This window comes from Curtobacterium sp. NPDC090223 (assembly GCF_044746585.1).
Taxonomy (GTDB): Bacteria; Actinomycetota; Actinomycetes; order Actinomycetales; family Microbacteriaceae; genus Curtobacterium.
The window spans coordinates 615,592-632,463 of sequence record NZ_JBIVCN010000001.1 but is presented as its reverse complement, the minus strand read 5'-3'; the positions used below and the strand labels follow the sequence as shown (position 1 = coordinate 632,463).

Genomic DNA, 16,872 nt, shown 5'->3' with positions numbered 1-16,872 from the left:
CTCCCGCACGGGTACCGGCCGGGCACTGCTCGGCCGGTATACTCGTACGGCTGACTGACACGAAAGGTACGTCGTGGCGATACTCTCCGTCGTGCTGCAGGTGCTCCTCGCTATCACGAGTCTCCTGCTCACGCTCCTCATCCTCCTGCACAAGGGCCGCGGTGGCGGCCTCTCCGACATGTTCGGCGGTGGTGTGACGAGCAACCTCGGGGCGTCCGGCGTGGCCGAGCGCAACCTGAACCGGATCACGGTGATCCTCGGTCTGCTCTGGATCGTGAGCATCATCGTGCTCGGTCTCATCAACAAGTTCACAGCGGGGAGCTGATCCATGGCAAGCGGAGGCAGTGCAATCCGGGGCTCGCGCGTGGGCGCGGGCCCGATGGGGGAGCAGGACCGCGGGGTCCAGGCCGAGCGGGTGGCGATCTCCTACTGGGACGCCCTCGGCAACGAGGTCGTGCGGTACTTCGCCGCGAACCTCCCCGACGAGGAGATCCCCGAGACGGTCGACTCGCCGTCCACCGGGCTCCCGGCCGGCCGTGACAAGGAGAACCCTCCGCAGGTCACGAAGACCGAGCCCTACAAGACGCACCTCGCGTACGTGAAGGAGCGCCGCACCGAGGAAGAAGCGGCACAGCTCCTCGAAGACGCGCTGCAGCAGCTCCGGCAGCGTCGCGGTACCGCGAAGTAGCCGATCCACACGAAGGCCCCCGCACTCCGGTGCGGGGGCCTTCGTCGTGCGCGCGGCGCGCGCGGCGCGTGCGGACGCTCGAAGTGCCGCGACTTGCCGCCGGGCCGGCGTCGAGGTGCCGTAATTCCGGCATCTCGCGGCCCGAGATGCCGGAATCACGGCACCTCGGGTGGGTCGGTGGACGGCGCGCGGGCCGGCGCGCGCGACCCCGCGGACGACGGGAGGCCCGGTGCCAGCTGGCACCGGGCCTCCCGTCGGAAGACGCGCGACTAGTACGTCGACGCGATCAGGTTCTCCGGGACGTCGCGCGCGGCGTCCTGGTCGACGAAGAACACGGTGCGCTTGCGGCCCTGCACGCCACCGACGGGGACCTCGTCCACGGCGGCGCCGGCCAGGGCGAGCCCGAGCACCGATGCCTTCTCGGCGCCGGACAGGATGACCCACACCCGCTGCGACGCGTTGATCGCCGGGTAGGTCAGGGTCAGGCGCTGCGGCGGCGGCTTGGGGGAGTCGTCGACTGGCAGCACGACGCGGTCGGTCACCGCGAGCTGCGGGAACTCCGGGAAGAGCGATGCGGTGTGGCCGTCGGGGCCCACACCGAGGAGCGTGATGTCGAACTTCGGCGCGACGGCCGAGTCCGGCGCAGCGGCCTGGAGCTCGCGCTCGTACTGGGCAGCGGCCTCGTCGATGGTGAGTCCGGCGTCGGACGGTGCCATCGGGTGGATGTTCGCCGCGGGGATCGCCACGTGGTCGAAGAAGTCGGTCTGCGTACCGGTGATGTTGCGGTCGGCGTCGCCTTCCGGAACCCAGCGCTCGTCGACCCACCAGACGTGCACCTTCGACCAGTCGACGCTCTCACGCGCCTGGGACTGACCGATGGCAGCGAGCACGAGGGACGAGACCGAACCACCGCTGATGGCGATGTCCGCTCGCTCCTGCTCGTCGAGCACGTCGATGATCTTCGTGATGAAGCGTGCGGCGACGGAGGCGCCGAGGGCCTGCTTGTCCGGGTGCACTAGCACCCGCCGTTCGTTGGTCACGTGACTCCCGTGTTCGTGGAGCGGCCACCCGATGTGACCGCCGTCGGTCCGTGCGCCCGGCCACCGTCTCGACGACGGGAGCCGGGCGACCCGGTCACCATCGCGAGGACGGGAACCGGGCGACCGGACCGCTGTGGAGCTGCCTAGCCCGCGACGGAATCGCGGAGCTGGGCCACCCCGTGCTTGACGACGTCCCCGAAGAGGACGTCTGGGTCGAGTCTACGGAGTTCCTCCGCCAGGCAGTCGCGCAGGTTCCGGCGTGGCAGCGACAGATCGTGGACCGGCTGTCCGGGCATGGACAGCGTGGCGACGTCGACCAGCGAGCGCTCGAGCTCGATCGTGCCGGACTCTCGGACGAGCGAGACTCCGTGGATGCCACTCGACCCCGTCGCGCGCGGCGACGTGACGACCGACACCGGCACCTGGAGCTGCAGCTGGAGCCACGCGGCGAGGAGGATCGTCGACGGGCTGTCGCTCGCGCCGGAGACCTCGACCGCGGTGATCGGCTCGTACGGCGGCTGGTCGAGCGCCGCGGCGAGCTGGTTGCGCCAGAGCGTCAGCCGGGTCCACGCGAAGTCGGTGTCGCCGGGGACGTACGACGCCGCGAGTGCGGCGATCGCGACGCTCGGGTCTTTCTGCGCGGCTGCGTCCGTGATGCGACGCTGCGCGATGCGCCCGAGCGAGGACTCCGCGGGCTTCGACGGTGCGATGCCGGGCCACCAGGCGACGACCGGGGCGTCCGGCAGGAGCAGACCCGTGACCAGGCTCTCCTCGTCGGTGGCGGTCTCGCCGTACGCGCGGAGGACGATGACCTCGCTCGCGCCGGCGTCGCTCCCCACGCGGATCTGCGCGTCGAGGCGACCCGGCGACGCGATGTCGCCGTCGTTCTTCGACACGATGATGACGCGCATCGGGTGCTCGCGGGATGCCTCGTTCGCGGCCGCGATCGCCTCTTCCTCGTGGCCGAGGGCCGTCGAGATGATCAGCGTGAGGACCCGGCCGAGTGCGACCGCGCCCCCTTCCTCGCGGATGTGGACGAGGGTCTTCTGGATCTTCGAGACCGTGGTGTTCGGCAGGTCGATCTTCATGGACGCCTCCAGGTCCGTCCGTCACGGGCGAGCAGGTCGTCGGCGGATGCCGGACCCCACGTGCCGGGACGGTACTGCTCGGGCTGGCCCTGCGTGGCCCAGAACTCCTCGATGGGGTCGAGGATCTTCCAGGAGAGCTCGACCTCCTGGTGCCGCGGGAACAGCGGCGGGTCGCCGAGGAGCACGTCGAGGATGAGTCGCTCGTACGCCTCGGGTGATGCCTCGGTGAACGCGTGGCCGTAGCCGAAGTCCATCGTGACGTCGCGCACCTGCGTGCCGACGCCGGGGACCTTCGAGCCGAAGCGCAGCGTGACGCCCTCGTCCGGCTGGACGCGGATGACGAGTGCGTTCTGGCCGAGGGGGGACTGCGGGATGCCGAAGACGTCCTCGGGCACGCGCTTGAACACGATCGCGATCTCGGTGACGCGACGGCCGAGGCGCTTGCCGGCACGGAGGTAGAACGGGACGCCCTGCCAGCGACGGGTCGCGATGTTGAGCTTGATCGCCGCGAACGTCTCGGTGCCGGACTCCGGGTTCATCCCGGCTTCCTCGAGGAAGCCGAGCACCTTCTCGCCGCCCTGCCAGCCGCCGGCGTACTGCCCGCGGGCGGTGGCGGTCGACAGGTCGGACGGCAGCTCGACCGCGGAGAGCACCTTCTCCTTCTCGGCGCGGAGGTGACCGGCCTTGAACGAGACGGGCTCTTCCATCGCGGTGAGCGCGAGGAGCTGCAGGAGGTGGTTCTGGATGACGTCGCGCGCCGCACCGATGCCGTCGTAGTACGCGGCACGTCCGGCGACGCCGATGTCCTCGGCCATCGTGATCTGCACGTGGTCCACGTAGTTCGAGTTCCAGATGGGTTCGTACATCTGGTTCGCGAACCGCAGCGTCAGGAGGTTCTGGACCGTCTCCTTGCCGAGGTAGTGGTCGATGCGGAACACGTCGTCGGGCGCGAAGACGCTCTCGACGATGGCGTTGAGCTCGCGCGCGGTGCGGAGGTCGGAGCCGAACGGCTTCTCGACGACCACACGGCTCCACGAGCCGTCCTGCTTCTCGGTCAGGCCGGACAGCTTCAGCTGCTCGGTGACGACCGGGAACATCTTCGGCGGGATGGAGAGGTAGAACGCATGGTTCCCGAGCGTTCCCCGCTCGGCGTCGAGCGCGTCGACGGTCTCCTTGAGCTGGACGAAGGCGTCAGGGTCGTCGAAGGACCCCTGGACGAAGCGGATGCCCTGTTCGAGCTGTCGCCAGACGTCCTCGTCGAAGGGAGTACGCGAGTGCTCCTTGACCGCGTCGTGGACGAGCTGGGAGAAGTCTTGGTCCTCCCAGTCGCGTCGAGCGAACCCGACCAGCGCGAACCCGGGCGGCAGGAGCCCCCGGTTCGCGAGGTCGTAGACCGCGGGCATCAGCTTCTTGCGGGACAGGTCGCCCGTCACGCCGAAGATGATGAGGGTGCTGGGACCCGCGATCCGGTTCAGTCGACGGTCCGTGGGCAGCCGGAGCGGGTTGTGCTCCGGGGTGATCGCCACCGGTGACATGTGTCGGTGAACTCCTTTTGGTGTCAGGAAGTGGTTGCCGGGTCCGAGACCGCGGCTGTGACGACGTCTGCCAACGCGGGGAGGTCCCGCGACGACAGCGTCAGCACCGGGCGGCCGTGCTGCGCGAGGACGCTGGCGTCCCCCGCGGCCTGGGCCCGGATGAGCTGGCCGAACGTGAAGGGCCGACCGGGGATCGGCAGGTCGCCCGCGTCGTCCGCGAGGATCTGCAGGAACACCCCCGTCGCGGGTCCGCCCTTGTGGTACTGGCCGGTGGAGTGCAGGAACCGCGGGCCGTAGCCGAAGGTGACCGGCCGGTGCACGTGCTCCGCGATGACGTCACGCAGGACCTCGAGTTCGCGGTTGACACCGCGGTCGACGTAGGCCTGGATCGCGACGTAGCCGTCGTCGCCGACGGCGGACAGGAGGCTCGACACGGCCTGGGCGATGCTGCTGCCGGTGTCGAGACCGGTCGCCGTCACCGCGATGCCCTGGTCCTGGAACGATGGTGCGGCCGATGGGGCGGTGGCGCCGTCGCCCTCGAGCAGGGCTCGAGCGGCGACCTTGGCTGCCTCGACGTCGGGCTGGTCGAACGGGTCGATGCCGAGCAGCCGCCCGGCGACCGCCACCGCGTACTCCCAGACCAGGATCTGCCCACCGAGGGTGCCGGTGATCTCGACCTCGCCCTCGGCGACGTGGCGTTCGTCGTCGCGGGAGCCGACCAGACGGACGATCTGCACGTCCGGCAGACCCGCGGTGACCTCGGGTGCGTCGACGTCGAGGACGACGGGCAGCAGACCGCGGCCGGACTTGCCGGTGGACTCCGCGATCAGCTGTTCCGCCCAGTCGGCGAACCCGATGATGTGGGTGCCGTCCGCGACGATGCCGATGATGGAGCGCAGCGGCGTCGTCCCGGCGAGGACCGCGCCGAGCACGAGCCCGGGGTTCTCGTCGATGTCCACGGAGAGCAGCGCCGAGATGGCGTCCGCCTCGTCGAGCAGTTCGGCGATGTCGGCCCCGGCGAGCCCCGAGGGCACCAGCCCGAACGCCGTCAGCGCGGAGTACCGGCCGCCGACCGTCGGGTCGGCGGTGAAGACGCGGTAGCCGGCCTCGGTCGCGGATGCCTCGAGTGGGGAACCCGGGTCGGTGACGACGACGATGCGTGCGGCGGGGTCGATCCCGGCGTCGCGGAAGGCCTGCTCGTACACGCGGCGCTGGGAGTCGGTCTCGAGCGTCGAGCCGGACTTCGACGACACCACGAGCACGGTACGGTCCAGGCGGTCGGTGAGGGCCGCCGTGACCTGTGCGGGGTCCGTCGAGTCGAGCACGGTGAGCGGCACGCCCGCAGTGCGCGTGATCATCTCGGGTGCGAGTGACGAGCCGCCCATGCCGGCGAGGACGACGTGGTCGATCCCCTCGGCACGGAGCTGGTCACGCAGCTCGGTGATGCGGGGGACGAGGGGCCGCGAGACCGCGACCGCCTCGACCCATCCGAGACGCGATGCGGCCTCGGTCTCCGCAGACGGGCCCCAGAGGTCGGGGTCCTGCGCGGTGATGCCCGACGCCACCAGGTCGGCGACGAGGCGCGGGACCACCTGTTCGATGGCCCGCGCCGCGTCACCGCTGGCGGCGATGGAGACGGTCACTACTTGCTGGCGTTCTCGAGGGCCGTCTTGACGGTGTCGACGAGCTCACCCCAGGAGACGTTGAACTTGTCCACGCCCTCCTTCTCGAGCAGGGCGACGACGTCGTCGTAGTCGATGCCGACCGCGGCGAGCTTGTCCATGACCTCGTTCGCGGCGTCGAACGAACCGGCGATCGCGTCACCGTGGATCTCGCCGTGGTCGAACGTGGCCTCGAGGGTCTTGCCCGGCATGGTGTTGACGGTGCTCGGCGCGGCGAGCTCGGTCACGTAGAGAGTGTCGGGGAGCGACGGGTCCTTGACACCGGTCGAGGCCCAGAGCGGACGCTGCGTGTTCGCACCGGCCTCGAGCAGGCCGAGGGCACGCTCGGAGGCGAACGCCTCGGTCCAGACCTGGTAGGCGAGCTGCGCGTTGGCGATGCCAGCCTTCGACTTGAGCGCTGCGGCCTCGTCGGTCCCGACGGCGTCGAGGCGCTTGTCGATCTCGGAGTCGACGCGCGACACGAAGAAGGACGCGACCGAGTGGATCTTCGAGAGGTCGTGGCCGGCGGCCTTGGCCTTCTCGAGCCCGCCGAGGTAGGCGTCGATGACGGCGCGGTAGCGCTCGAGCGAGAAGATCAGGGTGACGTTGACCGAGATGCCGGCACCGATGACCTCGGTGATGGCCTCGAGGCCCTCGAGGGTCGCCGGGATCTTGATGAGGACGTTCTCGCGGCCGACCTTGTCGAACAGGAACTTGGCCTGCTCGATGGTCTTCGCGGTCTCGTGGGCGAGGCCCGGCTCGACCTCGATCGACACGCGGCCGTCGAAGCCCTTGGTGTCGTCGTAGATCGTCTTGAAGACGTCGGACGCGTTCGCGACGTCCTGCGTGGTGATCTCGAAGATCGCCTCGGTCACGTCGGTGCCGGCGGCGGCGAGCTCCTTGACCTGCGCGTCGTAGCGCTCGCCCTTGGCGAGGGCCGACGCGAAGATCGTCGGGTTCGTCGTCACGCCGACGACGTTGCGGTCCTTGATGAGGTTCTCGAGACGGCCGGTCTCGAGGAGCTCGCGGGAGAGGTCGTCGAGCCAGATGCTCACGCCGACCGCGGAGAGCGCGGCGGTGGGGGTGGTGTCAGCCATGGTGTTTCTCTTCTTTCGTCGACTTGGTGAGTCGGGGTCTGTGGGGCAGCCACCTGAGGACGGGAGGCACGGTGCGGAGCCGCACCGGGCCTCCTGTCAGGAGGGCCGGATCCGTGTGACGGACCCGGCCCTCACGACTCAGGATGCTGCTGCGATGGTTTCCTTCGCCGCGGCGAGGACGTGCTCGGTGGTGAAGCCGAACTCCTTGTAGAGCGTCTGGTAGTCCGCCGAGGCACCGAAGTGCTCGATGGAGACGCTGCGGCCGGCGTCGCCGACGATGTCGCGCCAGCTCATGCCGATGCCCGCCTCGACCGAGACGCGGGCCTTGACGGAGGACGGGAGCACCGACTCGCGGTAGGCCTCGTCCTGCTCGAAGAACCACTCGAGCGACGGCGCCGAGACGACGCGGGCGTTGATGCCCTCGCCCTTGAGCTGCTCACGGGCGTCGAGCGCGATCTGGACCTCGGAGCCGGAGCCGATGAGGATGACGTCCGGGGTGCCGTTCGGCGCCTCGGCGAGCACGTACGCGCCCTTGGCGACGTTCTTCGCGGACGCGAAGGTCTCGCCGGAGGCGTCGCCCTCGCCACGCTCGAACACCGGGAGGTTCTGGCGGCTGAGCGCCAGACCGGCCGGGCGGTCGGTGTGCGACAGGATCGTGAGCCACGCGTACGCGACCTCGTTGGCGTCGGCCGGACGGACGACGTCGAGACCCGGGATCGCGCGGAGGGCGGTGAGCTGCTCGATCGGCTGGTGCGTCGGGCCGTCCTCGCCGAGGGCGATGGAGTCGTGGGTCCAGACGTAGGTGGCCGGCGCCTTCATGAGCGCGGCGAGACGGACCGCCGGACGCATGTAGTCGCTGAAGATGAGGAACGTGCCACCGAAGGGGCGGGTGTTCCCGTGCAGCACGATGCCGTTGAGGATCGAGCCCATGGCGTGCTCGCGGATGCCGAAGTGCAGCACGCGGCCGAACGGGTCGGTGCTCCAGGTCGACGTCGAGGCCTCGGCCGGACCGAAGGACTTGGCGCCCTCGATCGTGGTGAGGTTCGACTCGGCGAGGTCCGCCGAACCGCCCCAGAACTCGGGCATCAGCGGCGCGATGGCGTTGATGACCTTGCCGGAAGCGGCACGGGTGGAGACGTCCTTCTCGGTGCTGAAGACCGGGAGTGCTGCCTCGAGGCCCTCGGGGAGCTCCTTGGCCTGCATGCGGTCGAACAGCGCCTTCTTGTCGGCGTTGGCCGCGGCCCACGCGTCGAAGGTCTTCTGCCACTCGGCGTGCTGCGCCTGGCCCTTGGCCACGGCACCGCGGGTGTACTCGAGCACCTCGGGGGCGACCTCGAAGGTCTTCTCGGTGTCGAAGCCGAGGACCTCCTTCAGGCCCTTGATCTCCTCGGCGCCGAGCGCCGAACCGTGGATCTTGCCCGAGTTCTGCTTGGTCGGCGACGGCCAGCCGATGATCGTCTTGAGGACGATGAGCGACGGCTTGTCGGTGACCTGCTTGGCGGTCTCGATCGCGGCGTAGAGCTCCTCGACGTCCTCGGAGTACTCGCCGGTCTTCTTCCAGTCGACGATCTGGACGTGCCAGCCGAGGGCCTCGTAGCGCTCGGGGACGCTCTCCGAGAAGGCGATGTCGGTGTTGTCCTCGATCGAGATCTGGTTCGAGTCGTAGAACGCGATGAGGTTGCCGAGCTGCTGACGACCCGCGAGCGAGCCGGCTTCGTTCGTGACGCCCTCCTGCATGTCACCGTCGCCGGCGATCACGTAGGTGTAGTGGTCGAACGCCGACTGGCCGGCCGGGGTCTCCGGGTCGAACAGGCCGCGCTCGAAGCGCTGGGCGTAGGCGAAGCCGACCGAGGACGCGAGGCCCTGGCCGAGCGGGCCGGTGGTGATCTCGACACCGTCGGTGTGGCCGTACTCCGGGTGACCCGGCGTCTTCGAGCCCCACTTGCGGAGGTGCTGGAGGTCCTCGATCTCGAGGCCGTAGCCGTGCAGGTAGAACTGCACGTACTGGAGGATCGATGCGTGACCGGCGGAGAGGATGAAGCGGTCACGGCCGATCCACGTGGAGTCGCTCGGGTCGCGGTGCATCACCTTCTGGAAGAGGAGGTGTGCGAGCGGGGCGAGGCTCATCGCGGTGCCGGGGTGACCGTTGCCGGCGGCCTCGACCGAATCGGCGGCGAGTACGCGGGCCGTGTCGACGGCCTTCCTGTCGATGGCGTCCCAGGTGAATTCAGCCACTTGGATGTTGACCCTTCTTGATGCGACATGTGCGAGGGCTCGTGCCATCGCACGGACATGGTTGCCACCCGGGGCCCTGTCCAGTCGCCGATCAACGGCGGCCGACCGGCTTCGTCGAGGCCGGCGTCTTCGGGGCACACTGCGGGAGGCCTCTCCAGCATAGTGACCCGCCACTCAGAAGGCGTCCAGGTGACGCTGCGATCTCGGCGGGGGCGCTCGTGCCGCTGGGGCGTGTCGGGCGTGTCGGGTGGAGCGGGGCATCATCGCGGCGCTTCCATCGCGTAAACTGTCCGGGACCCGTGAACATTCCGGGTCAGCGCATGCCCGGACGCCGACGGCGTCGTCCACCGAGTGTGCGAGCTGAAGCGAACAGACTGAGGGTCCCCTTGCCGACTGCCACCGTGACCAGGCCAGACACCGAGCGTCGCTCGACGCTGTCCCGCAAGGTCCGAGCGTACGTCTCGCTGACGAAGCCGCGGGTCATGGAGCTGCTGCTCGTGACCACCGCGCCGACGATGTTCCTCGCCGAGCGCGGGGTGCCGGACCTCTGGCTGGTGCTCTGGACGCTCCTCGGTGGCGCGATGTCGGCCGGTTCCGCTTCGGCGTTCAACTGCTACATCGACCGCGACATCGACCGCCTCATGAAGCGGACGAGCACCCGGCCGCTGGTGACCGGCGAGCTCTCCGACCGGGAAGCCCTCGTCTTCTCGTGGGTGCTCGGCATCGGGTCCACCGCTGTGCTCGGCTTCCTGGTGAACTGGCTCGCCGCCGCGCTCAGCGTCGCCGCGATCCTGATCTACGTCTTCCTGTACACGCTGTGGCTCAAGCGCCGCACCCCGCAGAACATCGTCTGGGGCGGTTCGGCCGGCTGCATGCCCGTGCTCATCGGCTGGGCCGCCGTGACCGGGTCGCTGACCTGGGCCCCGGTCATCCTGTTCATGGTGATCTTCCTCTGGACGCCGCCGCACTACTGGCCGCTGTCGATGAAGTACCGCGACGACTACGACGCCGCCGACGTGCCGATGCTCGCCGTCGTGCGGGGCCGGACCGTCGTCGGGCTCCAGGTGATCCTGTACGCGTGGGCGACGCTGGTCTGCTCGCTGCTGCTGATCCCGGTCGCACACATGGGGCCGCTCTACACGGTCGTGGCGTTGGCCGGTGGGATCTGGTTCGTCGTCGAGTCGCACAAGCTCTACAACCGGGCGATCCAGCACGTGGAGCACGTCCACCCGATGCGCGTGTTCCACAGCTCGATCACGTACCTGACGCTGCTGTTCATCGCGGTGGGCATCGACCCGCTGCTGCCGCAGGTCTTCACCTTCTAGGGGCGCGCGCGGGCGCGGCGGGGGCGGCGCGGGCGCGCGCGGCGCGGCGCGGCGCGGGGCCGCTCGGCGCCACGTTTTCGACACGCCATGGGCCGATCGACGCGTGCCGTGTCGAACGATGCGGACGCACCGTCCTCCCTCTGCATGGTTCGACACGCCATGAGTCGATCGTCGCGTGCGGTGTCGAACTCGGTCGGGGCGGCTTCGCGGAGCCCGGGGTCGCGGTCGCGGTGCGCGGTGCGCGGTGTGCGCTACGCGATGCGCCGGGCACGGGACTGTGCCGACACGGCGCCGGTCGATCGTCCGGCGCGGTGTCGAACGATGCGGACGCACCGTCTCCGTCTGCATGGTCCGACACGGCATCGGTCGATCGACGCGGGCGGTGTCGAACTCGGGACCGCCCGGCTCCGCGCTGCCCGGCGGCGGGGAGCGTACGGCTCCTTCGACACGGCAGCAGTCGATCGACGCGTGCGGTGTCGAACTCGCCGCGTGAACGCAAGCGCAGCACGCAGCGCAGCGGGCAGCACGCAGCGGCACGCCCGCCCGGCCGGTGGCGTCCGGCCAGCGGGGCCGAGCGCTACCGGGGGAGCGGCTCGCGCGGGGCCTCGCGCCCGGCAGAGGCCCGGGTCGCGAGCGTCAGCGCGGTGACGGCGCCGACGAGCAGCCCGGCGAGCACCATGTGCGTCCCGACCAGTCCGACCGGCAGCGCCGTGCGCGCCTGGGTCAGGCCGACGGCGATCTGGACGAACTCGACGATCAGCAGCACGAGGGCCCAGCGGCTCGAGAGACGCAGCCGGACCGCGCCGACGACGAGCACGAGGGTCAGCGCGAAGAGCACGTAGGCCGGGACCGCGTGCACGTGCTGCAGCACCGCGGGGTCGAGACCCGTGCGGTGCAGCCGTCCGCCGTCCACCGCGGCGTCGGCACCCGCGTGCGGCCCGCTGCCCGTGGTGAGGATGCCGACGAGCACGGTCACGACCGTGGCGGCGATGGTGCCCCGGACGACACCGACGTACCAGTTCGGCACGAGGCGCGGTGCGGTGCGCGGACCGTTCATGGTGCGGTACACGAGCGTGGCGGTGATCGCCACGAGCGCCGTCGACACGACGAAGTGCAGCCCGACGACGTAGGGGTTCAGGTTCGTCAGCACGCTCAGGCCGCCGATCACCGCCTGCACCGGGATCGCTGCGCCCTGGGCGAACGCGAGCCAGAACAGCTCAGGGCGGGTGCGACGCATCCGGACGACCAGCAGGAACATCGCGATCGCCACGACGACGAGCACGAAGGTGAGCAGCCGGTTGCCGAACTCGATGATCCCGTGGACGCCCATCTCGGGCGTCGACACGAGCGAATCCGCGGTGCAGCGCGGCCAGGTCGGGCATCCGAGGCCGGACGCGGTCAGCCGCACGAGGCCGCCGGTGCCGATGAGCACGACCTCGACCACGAACGAGGCCCACGCGAGCACGACGACGCGGGAGTCCACGACACGCGGGAGGGACCACCACCGGGTGCGGGTGTCCTGGTCGACGGGGGATCCGACGCGAGTCACGAGGGTGGTGCCTTCCTGTTGTTCCGTGCAGTGAACCTGTAGGATTCGAGGGTTCAGCAGCAGTCAAGTCTAGGCAGGCGCCGGCTCGGAACGAGCCGAGATCGCCGATCACCCCGGATGCGCACACTCAGGGCTGCGTGGAACCATCGACGTTGCGACGCAGCAACACCGTGTCCGCCGTGCACAAGACCCATCGTGTCGGCGGTCTGCGATGGAATGGTGCCCAGCAGCCGCTGGTTGCCACTCGAGAAGCTGCCGCGAGAAGGAAACGAGGAGACCATGTCCGACGTGCTCATCGACCGTCCCGAGCTCGAGGGGCTCGGCCAATACGAGTTCGGCTGGTCCGACTCCGACTCGGCCGGCGCCTCCGCCCGTCGTGGGATCTCGGACGAGGTCGTCACCGACATCTCGAACCTCAAGAACGAACCCGAGTGGATGCTGAAGAACCGGCTCAAGGGTCTGCAGCTCTTCGACCGGAAGCCGATGCCGACGTGGGGTGCCGACCTGACGGGCATCGACTTCGACAACATCAAGTACTTCGTCCGCTCCACCGAGAAGCAGGCGCAGTCGTGGGAAGACCTCCCCGAGGACATCCGCGCCACCTACGAGAAGCTCGGCATCCCGGAGGCCGAGCGTCAGCGTCTCGTCGCCGGTGTCGCCGCGCAGTACGAGTCCGAGGTGGTCTACCACCAGATCCGTGAGGACCTGGAGCAGCAGGGTGTCATCTTCATGGACACCGACACGGCGCTGCGCGAGCACCCGGAGATCTTCCAGGAGTACTTCGGCACGGTGATCCCGGCCGGCGACAACAAGTTCGCCGCGCTGAACACCGCCGTCTGGTCCGGCGGCTCGTTCGTCTACGTCCCGAAGGGCGTGCACGTCGAGATCCCGCTGCAGGCCTACTTCCGGATCAACACCGAGAACATGGGCCAGTTCGAGCGGACGCTGATCATCGCGGACGAGGACTCGTACGTCCACTACATCGAGGGCTGCACCGCCCCGATCTACAAGTCGGACTCGCTGCACTCGGCCGTCGTCGAGATCATCGTGAAGAAGAACGCCCGCGTTCGCTACACGACGATCCAGAACTGGTCGAACAACGTCTACAACCTCGTCACCAAGCGTGCCATCGCGCACGAGGGCGCCACGATGGAGTGGATCGACGGCAACATCGGCTCCAAGGTGACGATGAAGTACCCGTCGATCTACCTCGCCGGTGAGCACGCCAAGGGCGAGACGCTCTCCGTCGCGTTCGCCGGCCCCGGCCAGCACCAGGACGCCGGCGCGAAGATGATCCACATGGCGCCGTACACGACGTCCTCGATCGTGTCGAAGTCGATCGCTCGTGGCGGTGGCCGCGCCGGCTACCGCGGTGAGGTCCGGGTCGACCCGAACGCGCACCACGCGGCCAACACGGTCCGCTGCGACGCGCTGCTCGTCGACACCATCAGCCGTTCCGACACGTACCCGGCGATCGACATCCGCGTCGACGACGTCCAGCTCGGCCACGAGGCAACGGTCTCGCGCGTCAGCGAGGAACAGCTCTTCTACCTGATGTCCCGCGGCATGCCCGAGGACGAGGCGATGGCGATGATCGTCCGTGGCTTCATCGAGCCCATCGCCCGCGAGCTCCCGATGGAGTACGCGCTCGAACTCAACAAGCTCATCGAGATGAGCATGGAAGGATCGGTCGGCTAGTGTCCAGCTCCACCAACACTCCCCGCATCGACCAGCCGATCGAACCCGCGGCCGCCAGCACCGAACGTGGTGCCGGCACCGAACAGCACGGCGCCAGGGCGCACTCGGACGGCGGCTGGGACACCAAGGTCCCCGTGCAGACCCGATCGGCGCGCCCGCAGTCCGGCGACATCGAGGCGTACGCCGCGGTCACCGGCCGCGAGGTCAACTGGAAGTTCGCGCCGCTGGACAAGCTCGCACCGCTCCTGGCCGGCGGCCTCGACGGCTCCGCGTACCCGTTCCTCGCGACCGAGACCGATGGCGCCGACGTCGAGTGGGGCCGCAGCGACGACCCCCGCGTCGGCACCGCCGGCCTGCCGGAGGACCGCGCGGCCGCCGCGGCCTGGACCGCCCGTGACGCCGTCCTCGCCATCACGGTGAAGGCCACCGACGCGTACGAGTCCATCACGATCACCCGCTCGGACTTCGGCACGCAGCCCCGTGCAGCGCACACCGTGATCACCGCGGAGCCGAACGCGCAGGGCATCGTCGTCATCGACAACCGCGGCTCGGCACTCCTCAGCGAGAACGTCGAGATCGTCGTCGGCGACAACGCGCGCCTCACGGTCGTCTCGCTGCAGGACTGGGCCGACGACACCGTGCACGTCTCGACCCACTTCGCCGAGGTCAACCGCGACGCCTTCCTGAAGCACGTCGTGGTCTCGCTCGGCGGGGACGTCGTCCGCGTCAACCCGTCGACCCACCTCGCGAAGCAGGGCGCCGACACCGAGATGTACGGCGTGTACTTCGCCGACGCCGGGCAGTACATCGAGCAGCAGGTCTACGTGAACCACGACGCGCCGAACACGCGCGGCCGGGTCAACTACAAGGGCGCGCTGCAGGGTCAGGGTGCCCACACCGTGTGGATCGGCGACGTCCTCATCGGCCGCGCCGGTGACGGCACCGACTCGTACGAGCAGAACCGCAACCTGGTCCTCACCGACGGCACCCGCGCGGACAGCATCCCGAACCTCGAGATCGAGACGGGCAACATCGAGGGCGCCGGCCACGCCAGTGCCACCGGGCGCTTCGACGACGAGCAGCTGTTCTACCTGCAGGCCCGCGGCATCCCGGAAGAAGAAGCACGTCGTCTCGTCGTGCTCGGCTTCCTGGTCGAGGTCATCCAGAAGATCGGCGCGCCCGAGCTCGAGGAACGGCTCATCGCCGCGGTCGAGCAGGAACTCCTCGAGGGCCGCACCGTGCTCGCCGAACCGGCAGTCGCACCGTCGACGGCCGCGCAGACCGAGACGGCGGTCTGATGGCCGAGAAGGTCTGCGCCGAGGACGACATCGCGGTGGACAGCCCGATGCGCGTCGTCGTCGACGGCACCGCGGTCGCCATCGTCAAGGACTCGTCCGGCACCGTGCACGCGATCGGTGACACCTGCACGCACGGGGACATCTCCCTGTCCGAGGGCTTCGTCGAGGGTGACTCGCTCGAGTGCTGGGCGCACGGCTCCCGCTTCTCGCTCACCACGGGCAAGCCGCAGAACTTCCCCGCCTACGAGCCCGTCCCGGTGTTCCGGGTCGAGGTCCGCGACGGCGAGGTCTACGTCGACGTGCACGACCCCGTCCCCGTCGACTGAGACCCCCTCCACTCACGTCCCGCGGCTGACGCCGCACCACAGCTGCAACCGAAGGAACGCAATGTCCACTCTCGAAATCCGCGACCTCAAGGTCTCGATCGACACCGACCAGGGTGTCAAGGAGATCCTCAAGGGCGTCGACCTCACCATCAACGAGGGCGAGATCCACGCGATCATGGGTCCGAACGGGTCGGGCAAGTCCACCCTCGCCTACACGATCGCCGGGCACCCGCGCTACCACGTCGTCGGTGGCTCGATCACCCTCGACGGGCAGAACGTCCTCGACATGAGCGTCGACGAGCGTGCCCGCGCCGGCATGTTCCTCGCGATGCAGTACCCGGTCGAGATCCCCGGTGTGACGGTGTCGAACTTCCTCCGCACCGCGAAGACCGCGATCGACGGCGAGGCCCCGGCGCTCCGCGGCTGGGTCAAGGACCTCCGCACCTCGATGGCCGACCTCAAGATGGACTCGTCCTTCGCCGAGCGCAACGTCAACGAGGGCTTCTCCGGCGGCGAGAAGAAGCGCCACGAGATCATGCAGCTCGAGCTCCTCAAGCCGAAGTTCGCCGTCCTCGACGAGACCGACTCCGGTCTCGACGTCGACGCGCTGAAGATCGTCTCCGAGGGTGTCAACCGGGCCAAGGCCGCAACCGGCCTCGGCGTGCTGCTCATCACGCACTACACGCGCATCCTCCGCTACATCAAGCCGGACTTCGTGCACGTGTTCGTCGCGGGCAAGGTCGCCGAGCAGGGCGGCCCGGAGCTCGCCGACCGTCTCGAGAACGAGGGCTACGACCGCTACGTGCAGGCCGCAGCCGCCGCCGCGGGGAACTGATGATCACCGCACTCGCACCGGAGAAGTTCGACGAGGTCGTCGAGGGCCTGAAAGAGGTCCAGGACCCGGAACTCGGCGTCAACATCGTCGACCTGGGCCTCATCTACGACCTGGCCTGGGACGACGAGGCCTCGGCGCTCATCATCAGCATGACGCTGACCAGCGCGGGCTGCCCGCTGACCGACGTGATCGAGGGCGACACCGCGAACGCGCTCGACGGCATCGTCGACGCGTTCCGCATCAACTGGGTGTGGATGCCGCCGTGGGGTCCGGACCGGATCACGGACGACGGTCGCGAGATGATGCGCGCGCTCGGCTTCTCGATCTAGTCGCGACCACCTGCACGGACAGGAGGCCCGGTGCCAGCTGGCACCGGGCCTCCTGTCCGTCGTCTGGTCGCGCCGCGAGATGACGCGACCCGCCGCTCACTTCCGGCGAGGTCCCGCAGGTGGACGGAGACGAGCGCCGAGGTTCCGGAATTACGGAACCTCGGCGCT

Annotated in this window: 15 protein-coding genes; 8 read left to right on the top strand and 7 right to left on the bottom strand. The window is 69.3% G+C overall.

The window, feature by feature from the left end; genetic code table 11:
* The first annotated feature begins 73 nt into the window (after positions 1–73).
* Both secG and ACIPJY_RS03005 read left to right on the top strand, forming a co-directional pair.
* Positions 74–325, top strand: coding sequence for a preprotein translocase subunit SecG (gene secG / locus ACIPJY_RS03010; RefSeq protein WP_056124375.1), 252 nt, complete (start codon positions 74–76; stop codon positions 323–325).
* A 3-nt stretch (positions 326–328) separates the two neighbouring features.
* Positions 329–688, top strand: coding sequence for an RNA polymerase-binding protein RbpA (locus tag ACIPJY_RS03005; protein ID WP_123653516.1), 360 nt, complete (start codon positions 329–331; stop codon positions 686–688).
* Positions 689–957: 269 nt separating this feature from the next.
* On the opposite strand, the gene pgl is transcribed toward ACIPJY_RS03005, so the two are convergent.
* The 6 genes from pgl to tkt all read right to left on the bottom strand — a co-directional run bounded on the left by pgl (position 958) and on the right by tkt (position 9,344).
* Entirely contained in the window at positions 958–1,728 is a 771-nt protein-coding gene (gene pgl, locus ACIPJY_RS03000; RefSeq protein WP_400459620.1) for a 6-phosphogluconolactonase, read from the bottom strand.
* 143 nt (positions 1,729–1,871) lie between these two features.
* Positions 1,872–2,816, bottom strand: coding sequence for a glucose-6-phosphate dehydrogenase assembly protein OpcA (locus ACIPJY_RS02995; protein ID WP_400459623.1), 945 nt, complete (start codon positions 2,814–2,816; stop codon positions 1,872–1,874).
* On the bottom strand, positions 2,813–4,351 hold the full coding sequence (zwf, locus tag ACIPJY_RS02990) for a glucose-6-phosphate dehydrogenase (protein ID WP_400459626.1): 1,539 nt from the start codon (positions 4,349–4,351) through the stop codon (positions 2,813–2,815). The genes ACIPJY_RS02995 and zwf overlap by 4 nt, the downstream gene beginning before the upstream one ends.
* 23 nt (positions 4,352–4,374) lie before the next feature.
* On the bottom strand, positions 4,375–5,994 hold the full coding sequence (locus ACIPJY_RS02985) for a glucose-6-phosphate isomerase (protein ID WP_400459628.1): 1,620 nt from the start codon (positions 5,992–5,994) through the stop codon (positions 4,375–4,377).
* Positions 5,994–7,109: a transaldolase gene (gene tal / locus ACIPJY_RS02980; protein WP_400459631.1), complete on the bottom strand. Its 1,116-nt coding sequence runs from the start codon at positions 7,107–7,109 to the stop codon at positions 5,994–5,996. The genes ACIPJY_RS02985 and tal overlap by 1 nt, the downstream gene beginning before the upstream one ends.
* A gap of 138 nt (positions 7,110–7,247) precedes the next feature.
* Positions 7,248–9,344, bottom strand: coding sequence for a transketolase (gene tkt, locus ACIPJY_RS02975; RefSeq protein ID WP_400459634.1), 2,097 nt, complete (start codon positions 9,342–9,344; stop codon positions 7,248–7,250).
* Positions 9,345–9,745: 401 nt separating this feature from the next.
* Here tkt and ACIPJY_RS02970 point away from each other — a divergent pair, with 401 nt between their 5' ends.
* A complete protein-coding gene (locus ACIPJY_RS02970) occupies positions 9,746–10,669 on the top strand; it encodes a heme o synthase (protein ID WP_123653509.1) in 924 nt (307 codons plus the stop codon).
* 577 nt (positions 10,670–11,246) lie between these two features.
* Here the strand turns inward: ACIPJY_RS02970 and ACIPJY_RS02965 are convergent.
* Positions 11,247–12,218 carry a heme A synthase gene (locus ACIPJY_RS02965; protein WP_400459637.1) on the bottom strand — a complete coding sequence of 324 codons (972 nt, stop codon included), beginning with the start codon at positions 12,216–12,218 and terminating at the stop codon, positions 11,247–11,249.
* A gap of 279 nt (positions 12,219–12,497) precedes the next feature.
* On the opposite strand from ACIPJY_RS02965, the gene sufB reads away from it, so the two are divergent.
* The 5 genes from sufB to ACIPJY_RS02940 all read left to right on the top strand — a co-directional run bounded on the left by sufB (position 12,498) and on the right by ACIPJY_RS02940 (position 16,704).
* Positions 12,498–13,916 (top strand): Fe-S cluster assembly protein SufB, encoded by a 1,419-nt coding sequence (sufB, locus tag ACIPJY_RS02960; RefSeq protein ID WP_400459640.1) that lies wholly within the window; start codon positions 12,498–12,500, stop codon positions 13,914–13,916.
* Positions 13,917–13,954: 38 nt separating this feature from the next.
* Entirely contained in the window at positions 13,955–15,214 is a 1,260-nt protein-coding gene (gene sufD / locus ACIPJY_RS02955; protein WP_400460879.1) for a Fe-S cluster assembly protein SufD, read from the top strand.
* Entirely contained in the window at positions 15,214–15,540 is a 327-nt protein-coding gene (locus tag ACIPJY_RS02950) for a non-heme iron oxygenase ferredoxin subunit (protein WP_400459642.1), read from the top strand. The genes sufD and ACIPJY_RS02950 overlap by 1 nt, the downstream gene beginning before the upstream one ends.
* 61 nt (positions 15,541–15,601) lie before the next feature.
* Complete coding sequence (gene sufC / locus ACIPJY_RS02945; RefSeq protein WP_123653504.1) at positions 15,602–16,375, top strand: Fe-S cluster assembly ATPase SufC; 774 nt, start codon at positions 15,602–15,604, stop codon at positions 16,373–16,375.
* Positions 16,375–16,704 (top strand): metal-sulfur cluster assembly factor, encoded by a 330-nt coding sequence (locus ACIPJY_RS02940; protein ID WP_400459645.1) that lies wholly within the window; start codon positions 16,375–16,377, stop codon positions 16,702–16,704. Before sufC ends, ACIPJY_RS02940 begins: the two co-directional genes overlap by 1 nt.
* Positions 16,705–16,872 lie beyond the last annotated feature (168 nt).

Excerpts from the sequence above, each read along its gene's own strand:
- ACIPJY_RS02995 (WP_400459623.1), bottom strand. The coding sequence starts at position 2,816 with ATGAAGATCGACCTGCCGAACACCACGGTCTCGAAGATCCAGAAGACC.
- ACIPJY_RS03005 (WP_123653516.1), top strand. The coding sequence starts at position 329 with ATGGCAAGCGGAGGCAGTGCAATCCGGGGCTCGCGCGTGGGCGCGGGC.
- ACIPJY_RS02940 (WP_400459645.1), top strand. The coding sequence starts at position 16,375 with ATGATCACCGCACTCGCACCGGAGAAGTTCGACGAGGTCGTCGAGGGC.
- zwf (WP_400459626.1), bottom strand. The coding sequence starts at position 4,351 with ATGTCACCGGTGGCGATCACCCCGGAGCACAACCCGCTCCGGCTGCCC.
- sufC (WP_123653504.1), top strand. The coding sequence starts at position 15,602 with ATGTCCACTCTCGAAATCCGCGACCTCAAGGTCTCGATCGACACCGAC.
- tal (WP_400459631.1), bottom strand. The coding sequence starts at position 7,109 with ATGGCTGACACCACCCCCACCGCCGCGCTCTCCGCGGTCGGCGTGAGC.
- ACIPJY_RS02950 (WP_400459642.1), top strand. The coding sequence starts at position 15,214 with ATGGCCGAGAAGGTCTGCGCCGAGGACGACATCGCGGTGGACAGCCCG.
- sufB (WP_400459640.1), top strand. The coding sequence starts at position 12,498 with ATGTCCGACGTGCTCATCGACCGTCCCGAGCTCGAGGGGCTCGGCCAA.